The sequence below is a fragment of the Pseudofrankia asymbiotica genome, assembly GCF_001983105.1.
Lineage (GTDB): Bacteria > Actinomycetota > Actinomycetes > Frankiales > Frankiaceae > Pseudofrankia > Pseudofrankia asymbiotica.
Genome location: NZ_MOMC01000117.1, coordinates 1 through 7,104 on the forward strand (window position 1 = coordinate 1; position 7,104 = coordinate 7,104).

General features: G+C 65.9%; 6 protein-coding genes and 1 pseudogene. 4 read left to right on the top strand and 3 right to left on the bottom strand.

Features of this window, described 5'->3' with window-relative positions; translation table 11 throughout:
* Positions 1-96: 96 nt before the first annotated feature.
* From BL253_RS37225 to BL253_RS42040, 3 genes are read left to right on the top strand one after another with little or no spacing between them, the layout of a single operon-like run.
* Positions 97-849, top strand: coding sequence for an ATP-binding cassette domain-containing protein (locus tag BL253_RS37225; RefSeq protein WP_198946550.1), 753 nt, complete (start codon positions 97-99; stop codon positions 847-849).
* Positions 846-2,117 (top strand): hypothetical protein, encoded by a 1,272-nt coding sequence (locus tag BL253_RS37230; protein ID WP_076822690.1) that lies wholly within the window; start codon positions 846-848, stop codon positions 2,115-2,117. Before BL253_RS37225 ends, BL253_RS37230 begins: the two co-directional genes overlap by 4 nt.
* Entirely contained in the window at positions 2,110-2,796 is a 687-nt protein-coding gene (locus tag BL253_RS42040) for a hypothetical protein (RefSeq protein ID WP_131831679.1), read from the top strand. Before BL253_RS37230 ends, BL253_RS42040 begins: the two co-directional genes overlap by 8 nt.
* 99 nt (positions 2,797-2,895) lie before the next feature.
* Here BL253_RS42040 and BL253_RS37240 read toward each other — a convergent pair whose 3' ends face one another.
* On the bottom strand, positions 2,896-3,120 hold the full coding sequence (locus tag BL253_RS37240) for a hypothetical protein (RefSeq protein WP_131831680.1): 225 nt from the start codon (positions 3,118-3,120) through the stop codon (positions 2,896-2,898).
* A gap of 409 nt (positions 3,121-3,529) precedes the next feature.
* Positions 3,530-4,621, bottom strand: coding sequence for a tyrosine-type recombinase/integrase (locus tag BL253_RS45235; protein ID WP_076822694.1), 1,092 nt, complete (start codon positions 4,619-4,621; stop codon positions 3,530-3,532).
* Positions 4,622-4,757: 136 nt separating this feature from the next.
* Here BL253_RS45235 and BL253_RS45705 point away from each other — a divergent pair.
* Positions 4,758-5,361, top strand: a pseudogene (locus BL253_RS45705) (hypothetical protein); the annotation flags it as partial.
* Positions 5,362-5,791: 430 nt separating this feature from the next.
* On the opposite strand, the gene BL253_RS42045 reads toward BL253_RS45705, so the two are convergent.
* Positions 5,792-6,688 carry a hypothetical protein gene (locus BL253_RS42045; RefSeq protein ID WP_131831682.1) on the bottom strand — a complete coding sequence of 299 codons (897 nt, stop codon included), beginning with the start codon at positions 6,686-6,688 and terminating at the stop codon, positions 5,792-5,794.
* Between the last annotated feature and the right edge of the window lie 416 nt (positions 6,689-7,104).

The window sequence follows — 7,104 nt, forward strand, 5'->3', positions numbered from 1 at the left end:
ATCAACAGTTCCCGGGTTGACTTCCACGGTTAACTCGCATAAGGGCGGGCCGTGCGGGACACGCGCGGCCCGGCCGCGCGGCGAGGGAGATCTCCTGTGGTAGAAGACGTCGTGTCCGTGACCGGACTGCGGCAGGTGTATGGCAGACGGACGGTTCTTGCGGATGTGAGCTTTTCCCTGCAGGAGGGCATGATGGGCCTGCTCGGTCCCAACGGCGCCGGCAAGACTTCCCTCCTGCGCACGCTGGCGACCGTCGCGCCACCAGCCCAGGGGGAGGTGCGCGTGGCGGGCAGTGCAGTCCAGACAGGTCGAGAAGCGCGGTTGGCGAGGCGGGGGATCGGCTATCTGCCGCAAGACTTCGGATATCTTCCCGGGTTCTCGGTCTATGATTTCGTGCGTTACGTCGCTTGGCTACGCGAAGTTCCTCGTGGAGCCGCGCACGAGGGAACTCTGCGAGCTATCGAGGGAGTGGGCCTGTCGGACCGGATGCACGACCGGCTGCGCACTCTGTCCGGTGGAATGTTGCGGCGCGCGGGAATCGCCAGCGCAATTGTCGGTGACCCGAAGCTGGTACTACTCGACGAGCCGACGGTCGGGCTCGACCCTGCGCAGCGTCTCGAGTTCCGTGCCCTGATCCGCTCGCTGAGTTCGCGCGCGGTCGTGTTGTCCACTCACCTTGTCGAGGACGTAGCCGCTCTCTGCGACACCGTGGTGGTCCTCGACGAGGGCCGGGTAGTGTTCAATGGCCGCACTGAGGAGCTCAGCAAGTTGGCGGCGCCGGATGCCCCGGGAGATACAGCGATCGAACGTGGCTATATGAGTGTGCTAAGGACGGGCGTCCGCGGATGATCTATTCCTACTGGACGGAGCTCCGGCGTTCCGCATTCCGGTGGTGGCTGCCGGCGCTGGTGGCTGTCGATCTCATCGTGCTGTACGAACGGGGGCGGTGGTGGATCGGGGTCTGGCCCCAGACCAGCGTCGCCGCACAGATTCCTGCCTTCTACTTCGGACCCCTCTGCGCGGCGCTCGCAGCGTGGTCCGCCGGCCGGGCCTCGCGGCAGGGCATGGATGAGCAGCTCGCCGCCGCCGCCCGGCCGAGATGGCAGGCCGAGGGCCTGCAGCTTGCCGGGACCGCCTCCTTCGGCTTGGCCGCTTACCTCGTCGGCATTGCCGCCGCCGCCGTCACGTCAGTCGGGTCCGCAGGGCCGGGCTTCCTCTGGCCGGGCTACCTCTTGCTTGGAGCAAGTGTCATCGTCGGCTGCACCGCGGTCGGGCATGCGCTCGGCCGCTGGAGCCAGTCCCGCATCATAGCGCCGATGTTCGGCGCGCTCGCCTGCTTCCTGCTACTTGGATCACTGGGCGGAACACTCGGCTTCATGGTGCTCGTCGGTCCGCCCGATGCCCGCATCGCGTACTGRCCGCTGACGACTCGGCTACTGCTCACGGTTGCCGCCGTAGCGGTCGCGGTCAGCGCGCCGAAGCCTCGGCTTAGGCTTCAGCGCCCCGTGAACAGGCATTACGGACGTGGCGAGACCTACTCCGTGGTCGCTGCTGTGGCGGCGCTCATCGGCTGCCTGGCCGCCTACGCGAGCGCCGGTCCAATACAGGTCAACCGCCCAATCCCGACGAACTATCCGTGTACCGGCACCAAGCCGGCCGTCTGTGTCTGGCCGGATGACCAGAAGTACCTCCCGCAACTTTCGGCTATGGCCTCCCGCCTCAACGAGCTACCCGCCGGCCAGTTCACCGTACCGGCCCGGTTCTACGAGCAGGGCCTGCGCGGCAGCCAGTACAGATATGTCGACTTCGCCATCCCCGAGGGTGCCATGTGGGAGGTTGCCACCAACATTGCCATCCAGATCATCAACGAGACCTTCCCCAAGCCGTGCACCGGGGCGACCGAGAATGACAGTGCGGTATTCTTTCATGCCGAGTTTGAGCTAGGGACCTGGCTCGAATCCCGGATAACCGGAGCACCCCAGCCACCATCTGTCCATGGTGGCCCTCCAGGCGTCGACGTCCAGGCGATTGGCAAGTTGATTTACACCCCGCAAGAGAGCCAGTTGACCTGGGTCCGGCAGCGCATGGCCACAATCCGGAACACTACCTGTGCGTGAGCATCTCCACGCAGCTGTCCGCTACGGCCGGACTCATCACGCCGCCGGATACCTCGCTGGCCTCGTGGTTCTGGCAACCGCTGACGTCCTGTTCGGAAGCCGTGAACTCGTGCTGCCCTTGGCGGATGTCCCGATCGCCTACCGTCACGAGCTCCCGGCCGCCTACGCGGTGCTGCCGGCCGCTACGTTGCACAGCCCGATGGCCGACTTCGAACAAGGCGCGGCCGGCCGCTACCAGCACGTTCGCCGCGTGCACCTTATCCTCGCCGTGTTCCTGACCGCCGCACTGCAACTGGGAGTCGAGGCCGCCTCCGATTCCTTGCCTGCTGGCGTCACCGCGCTACGCTCAGTTCTCATTTGGGAAGGGATCGCGCTCCTCTCCGCACGACTCTTCAGCACCACCCTCAGCTGGGTCCTACCGCTCGTCAGCATCCTGCCTCTGACGTTCTTCCAGCAGAATGCTGACGGCACCGATTCATGGTGGGACTGGACGAGGCAACCACCAGGCGACTTTGGCTGCTGGCTCATCGCCGGCGCCAGCCTCACCCTGGGAATCACGCTCATCCACCTGGACCTCTGGACAACACGACGGCTCCGCACGCGACCCCGCCCAAGAGGAGGCGGCGGCGTCGAAGCACCACGGGGCGCCACGGGCAGACCGACCAGCCTGCCACGCTGATCTGGCCCGACCTGCGAGGAATGGGCCGATCAAGGTCTCGATGTCGGCTGCCGACAGTCGATCCGCCCGGGCGATCCGGTACATCGTCGACAGGGAGCATCAGTACCGGCCGGCGTCCAGCTCACGGGCCCAGACCTGCGGGATCGCCAGATCCTGGTAGCCCGGGCTGTTCATCACCGCCAACACCCGGGAGCGCTCGGTCTCGCCCAGCGCCGCCGGCGGGGACCTCCGCGCCGGCCACGGCCCATGCAGCCGCCCACCTGGGGCGGTGTGACAGTAGTGCGTCGCCCGCGACCGGCCGGTGAACGTACACGCCCGGCTCACCGCAACACCCGCGGCCCGAAGCTCGTCGAAKGCGTCGTTCAATATCCGGCCTACTGCTTGTCGCGCTCCGCGCTCTCGGAGATCTGTTCCAAGAGATCTGTTCCAAGAGAGAGCAGTCATGGCGGCGTGCCGCCACCCTTTCGGGATGAGAATTTGCTGCTGGTGGCGCGTCCGGCCGTGATCTGTGTGTGGGCTTCCTTGCCGTGACGGCCGCAGACGAGGTCGTCCTGTGGGCCAATCGCGGTGCTGTCCGGGTCGACGTCGCGTGCGTTTGGTGCTGTGAGCCCGTCCAAGAGTATGACGGTGAAGGTCTGGGGCACTATTTCCTGCTGCTTCGAGCGCGTTCCTCAGTTCCTGTGTTCAGGCCTTCCCCGGACAGCACCTCAGATTTGACGAGAGCCGGAGGGAGTTATGCGATGAAGGTCATTTTTCCCCGGTGCGCGGGCTCGTCGGCGATGTCCTGATCGTCCAGCGGGGTGGCATGGGAGTAGTGGCGCAGGGTCGTAGCTGCGTCGCGATGGCCGAGGCGGGCCTGGGCCTTGAGCAGCTTGCCGCTGCCGACCAGGTAGGTGGCGACGCCGTGGCGGAGGCGGTGTAGCGCAGGTCGTTCGACGCCGGCGGCTCGGCCGAGGCGGCGGAACCGGTGCGAGAGCGCCTCCGCGGTGATGAACGTGCTGCGGTCGGGTGACGCCGTGAAGATCCAGTCGGCGGTCGGGGTACCGGCGCGAGCGGTCCAGACCTCGAAATGCCTGATGATCATGTCCGTGGTGGTCTGGCCGAGGGTAAGACGCCGGGTCCGTTTCGACTTCGTCGGGCCTAGCTCCCCCACGGACAGCCCCCGTTCGATCGTGAGAACCCGGCCACCCAGATCGGCGCGGCGCAGGCAGGCCAGTTCTCCCCTGCGGGCACCGGAATCGGCCGCGACCCGCACCAGCAACAGATTCTGCTCGGCGGTGAACAGCTCCCGCAGCGGCCCGGCGCGGTCCGGGCGGGCACGGACCGCATCTTCGGCGGCGGCGACCTGGGCCTCGGCCGTGCGCAGGAGTTGGCGGACCTCGTCGAGGGTGTGATGGCGGCGCGGCGCCGGCCGCGGTGGACCTCGCATCCCGGCGAGCGGGTTGGCGGGCAGCAGTTCCTCGTCGACGGCCCATGACACGGCCGAGCGCAGCACCAACCATCGGCCTGACACCGTCGGCACCGACAGGCCCTCCTGCTGCCAGCGCCTAATGGTCGCCCGCATGTATCCAGGCGTGAGAGAGGCCAGCCGTCGCAGCGCCAGCCGGTCCGCCAGCAGCGTCTGGACCACATGCCGGTGCGAGGCCAGGGTCGCCGGCTGCCAGGCGTGCGACCCGGCGAGGAAACGCTCGAGCAGCTTACCGACGGTCGTGCGGCCCCCGACGGCCGTGGCGTCCACGTGGGTGATCCCGACGTCGGCGACCAGCTCTCGCCGCCGCGMCTCGGCGTACTCGCGGTCGCCGCGGACGGTGAAGGAGCGTTGCATGCTGCGGTCCCGGACCAGGTCGTAGCCGACGACGATGCGGATCTCCCAGACGCCGGGTGATCGCTCGCGCAGCGAGCCGGTGCCGCGGGGTGCGCGCTGTCTGTCATCCCTATACGGGGTGGCCGTCCCTATAGCTATAGGGATGGCTATAGGGACGCGCAACCTGGGCGCACAGCGGCCCCGCCAAGGTTCAACGATCCGCCCGGCGGCTCCTCATCTTCGCCAGCCTCGTCACCCTCGCCCTCAACATCGCCGAACCCCTCATCGCCGGCCACTACGGCAAAGCAGCCTTCGACGCCATCGGACCACTACTCATGATCGGCTGGGCCGAAGTCGCACCCGACCTCATCCAAGCCATGCAGACCAACGGGGCAAGCACACACCCGCCAGCACCACCGACCACGGATGATCAACCCGCCGTGGCGACGATCACCCAGCCGTCAAGACCGACACAGGACCCTGAGACTAAACGAACCGAAGCTTCCCCGGCCGGCAAGACGTCCCCACAGAACGAACCCGGAGCCCGGGAACAGGACCTCCTCCACCGCGCCCGAGCCGAAGACGTCCTCCACTGGCAACACCACCAACGCCCCATCTCCGCAGAGACCCTCCGCAAACGACTCCGCATCGGCGCCGCCCCCGCCCGCGAGCGCGTCACCCAGCTACGCACCGACACCCACACCAAGATCGGAGGTGCGGCGAGCTATGCCGATAGCGGACGCCAGCTGCCCAGTGAGTAAATGACAAGCAAAATGGTTCCCGCGCCCGCCATCGGCGGACGCGGGACCGCGCCTATCAAGATCCTCAGGATCGCGGCTTTCCGAGCTGTTCCAAGGCTGCCGCGGTACCACACCCAGTGGCGAGCGCCATACCGAGCTTCTGATCGATCAGCGCGAGGCCGACACCAAGCACAGCGCCAGCCATGGGGCCTGCCCATCGCCTCCTACGCTGCGCGGCGTCCGGACTGGCATGCTCGGGTGTCGCGCATCCACAAAGATCGTTCGCATCATCGGACAAGGATGCTCCTCGTTTCTCATTACTTCGCATAGGACTCCCGAAGCGAGGGCTCCCGTTCCATACACAAATCGGAAGCCGAGCATCGAGGTCTCCTCGATCGATCGGCGGTGCCACTCGCAGTCGTAGCGCCGCGGCGAGCCGGAAAACCTCCGCCTAGTCCACAGTACCGTAGATCAATCCGTGAACGGCTTGTTCGAGGGTCAGACCTGGTTCCTGCCCGATGCGTTCCAGACAACCGATCATAAGTGCAAGAGCGGCAGTTCCGAGAATAGAATGACGACCGTCGCGGTCAACGATCTGGGCGCCGGGCTCGGCGAGCGCCCGGAGGGCTGCGCCTTCTAGGACGGTGGCTAGGAGGTCCACGAAGTCYCCGATCGAGATTCCGCGCCGCAGGCGTAGACCACGCGCTCGCATAAACTCCTCGAACACTAGTTTCCAGGGTTCAACGCCTCCCCGATAACTGTCGAGCATCGCCTCATGTATCGCGTCGTCACCTTCGGCCRCCGCCGCTGCGATGAGCTTCAACCGGAACATCGACCGATTTACAAAAGAGTTCAAATAAAGGTAGGCAATCTCGCCAATCGCCCCGGCCGGATCTTCTCCCGCAATGAACCTCTGAATGGTCGAGTCCATCTCATCGCTTTGGTCGGCGAGGTAGTGCCTATACCACAGACCGAAGCGCAACAGATCCGCGAGGAAGTCGGAATGTGTATCCCACTTGTCCCTCATCGTCGATACCTTTCCCTTGCGAGGAAAAGGATGGCAGTTGTTGTCCACCTCAGCCGCCACGGCTCGCTGCGAAAGGAAGCTGAGTACTGGGCGCTCCACACCGTCGTTACCATCGAGATCGGGAGATGTCGCCTCTGTTTTGGGACCGAGGGTCTGCTGAATCAATCGCTCTGCCGCCACAATGTACGCTGCAGTCACCGGGTCGTTGGCAAGCCTGGCCCGGCTGAACGGAGTTTGCCGTTTAAGACGGCGCAGCACCTGCGAGAGATCCTGATCGTAAGGGAAGGGCAGTTGCTGCTTCAACGGCGGCTGGGGATCCATACCTTCATCCTCCACGACAACCTCGAACGCGAAAGGCGCGCACCCGCGCGGYCTTGGTGCTTCGCTCATCGTCCGCAGCCGAGGGCGGTACGGCAGTGTCTATGCAAGACCGGGTCGACCCCGCGGGCCGCCCTTGAGTTCATCAGCCAGTTTGCTGACCCCTGCAGCACGTACCCACTCTCGAGGATGGGGCTGCCAGATCGGTGCGGACCTCAACGCAGGCGGCCTGAACATGCGTCGCGATCACCGTCGGGAGGGAGGGTGTGCCCCTTCGACCCTGTCTGGACGTAGCTGTTCAGCTGGCGTCGTAGCTGATTGTGCTGGTCATCAGACGGGTTGTGCCGCTGGTGGTAGCCAGGGGCCGGTGGTGAAGAGCCGGGTGAGGGCGTCGAGGGTGTCGAGGCCCCATTTGCTGG